The sequence below is a fragment of the Desertihabitans aurantiacus genome (genome assembly GCF_003344635.1).
GTDB classification, from domain to species: Bacteria; Actinomycetota; Actinomycetes; order Propionibacteriales; family Propionibacteriaceae; genus Desertihabitans; species Desertihabitans aurantiacus.
The window spans coordinates 1-2533 of the sequence record NZ_QPKK01000387.1 but is presented as its reverse complement, the minus strand read 5'-3'; the positions used below and the strand labels follow the sequence as shown (position 1 = coordinate 2533).

Genomic DNA, 2533 nt, shown 5'->3' with positions numbered 1-2533 from the left:
GGCCTGGACGCCGGGGGCCAGCCGGCGGGTGGTGACGAGGAACCCGGTGTGGCCGGTGCTGGAGTGGGCGGGCCGGATCGCCAGACCCTCGGCGTGCCAGCCGCGCACCGTGGTCTCGGTGGCCTCGGGCTCGGTGAAGGAGCCGTGGGCGCGGAAGGTGTCGACCACCCGTCCGAGCTGGGTGGTGGTGGCGACGTAGCAGCACACCACCCCGCCCGGCACCAGCACCCGCGCCACCGCCTCCACGCAGTCCCAGGGCGCGAGCATGTCCAGCACCACCCGGTCGACCGGCTCCTCGCCGATGGTATGCACCAGGTCGCCGACCCGCACCTGCCAGGCCGGGTGCTCCGCACCGAGGAAGGAGGTGACGTTGCGCCGGGCGACCGCGGCGAAGTCCTCACGGCGCTCGTAGGAGTAGAGGGTGCCGGTGGGTCCGATCGCGCGCAGCAGGTACAGCGACAGCGCGCCGGAGCCGACGCCGGCCTCCAGCACCCGGGCGCCGGGGAAGATGTCGGTGGCGACGATGATCTGCGCGGCGTCCTTGGGGTAGACCACGGCCGCCCCGCGCGGCATCGTCACGCTGAACTCGTTGAGCAGCGGGCGCAGCGCCAGGAACTGCATGCCCCCGACCGAACGCACCACGACCCCCTCCGGACCGCCGATCAGCTCGTCGTGGCTGATCCCGCCCTTGGTGGTGTGGAAGGTCTTGCCGACCTCGAGCACGACCGAGTGCCGCCGGCCCTTGGGGTCGGTGAGGGTGATCCGCTCCCCCGCCCGCAGCGGCCCGGTGCGCACCCCGGACAGCGCGTCCGCCGTGACGGCGGTCGGCGGGTGCTCGCCCTTCGACAGGCTCAGGGCGTTCGTGGACGGGCTGAGGGCGTTCGTGGACGGGCTGAAGGCGTTCGTGGACGGGCTCAGGGCGTCCTCGGACAGGCTCGGGGGGTCGGCGTCCTGCCCGGGATCGGGCTGCGGGTCGGTGGTCACACGGTCCTCTCGTGCCCGTCGGCGGCGCGCGGCGCCCGCCCGGGCGGTTCTGGTGCTGCTCGGGCGGCTGGGTGCGGCCCAGCCGACCAGTCTGGCAGACGCTCAGCCCCGGCCGAGCCCCGACAGCGTGAGCTGGTGCCCGGGGCCGAAGGAGCTCGGCACCCAGGTGACGCCCTGGGCCAGCCAGATCTGCTCGGGCGCCTGGGCGATCGGCACCAGCACCGCGTCCGCGGCGGCCTGCTGCTGCAGCTCCGAGAGCAGGCCCTCGGCCTCCTCGGGGACGGTGCTGGCCCGGTAGCGGTCCATCAGCTCACCGACCCGGGTGGTGCTGCCGGGGGCGGGGTGCTCGAGGTAGCGCTGCAGCCAGGCGGTCGGCGTGGACGTCCAGGCCTTCTCGTCGAGCAGGAAGAGGTCGGCCTCGGCCAGGTCGGGGGTGATCTGCACCGACAGGTCGCCGCCGTCCTCCAGCCGGGAGCGGACCACGTTGGCCTGGTCCTCCCCGTCCGGCACCGTCGAGTCGTAGCTGAGCACCAGCCGGGTGCGGCGCGGACGTGGCTCGGTGGTCGGCTCCCCGCCCACCTCGAACGCCGGGGCGTAACCCCAGACGGTGGGCGGCACGATGCTGTCGAGGATCCGCTCCCCCTGCAGGGAGTCGCGGACGGCGACCCGCACCGCGGCGTCCTCGCGGGCCGGGGAGGTCGGCGACCACCACAGCCGGTGCACCCGGGCGCCGGGGATCTCGGTCGGGGCGAAGCCGCTCTCGCTGCGTCCACCGGTGGAGCTCTCCACCTGGCTGGTGAGCCGGGTCCGGGCGGCTGAGCCGAGGCCGCGCCAGACGGCGTCCACCTGCCGGTCGGTCATCGCCTGCTCGAGGCTGCCCGAGTCGGCGAAGGTGCGCACGAGCAGGGTCTGCTCGCGTCCGCCGGCGGGGCCGACGTAGCGGGCGAACCGGTCGAAGCGCACCTCGTCGGTGCCGAGCTCCGACACCCGGTAGGGGCCCGAGCCGGCCACCGTCTGATCGACCGGGCGCAGCTCGTCGGGGTCGTAGACCTCCTCGTCGACGATGGAGGCCGCCGGGGTGGCCAGCGCGAAGCCGAACTGGTTGTCGGGGCGGTTGAGCACGAAGCGCACGGTCAGCTCGTCAGGGGTCTCGATCCGGCGCAGCGTCGACAGCAGCGGGACGGCGGTGCCGTCGACGTCGAGCCGCAGCGCCCGCTCGATGCTGAACTTCACGTCGCTGGAGGTGAGCTCGTGGCCGTTGTGGAAGGTCATCCCCTCGTTCAGGGTGCACTCGTAGGTCGTCGGCGAGCTGACCACGCACTCGCGGGCCGCCTCGGGCTTGAGCACGGGCACCTCGTCCGGCCCGACCGCCGGCACCGTCATCAGCCGTTGGAAGACGGTGTAGGCCAGCCCCGAGGACGCCTGGGTGGTCACCCCGGCCGGGTCGGGCTGGGTGAACCGGTCGGTGGTGCCGACGGTGAGGTAGGGCCGCGGGGTGGGGGTGGGCGAGCCGGGCGGCGGCGCCGGCGGAGGCGGGGCGGGTTCGGTG

1 protein-coding gene and 1 pseudogene are annotated in these 2533 nt (G+C 74.3%); both read right to left on the bottom strand.

Going from position 1 to position 2533, the window contains the following annotated elements:
- Nucleotides 1-780 (bottom strand): annotated as a pseudogene (locus tag DVA66_RS19310) (tRNA (adenine-N1)-methyltransferase); the annotation flags it as partial.
- Nucleotides 781-1086: 306 nt separating this feature from the next.
- Nucleotides 1087-2533 (bottom strand): ABC transporter substrate-binding protein (locus DVA66_RS19305; protein ID WP_232822078.1); only part of this gene is annotated, 1447 nt, incomplete at its 5' end.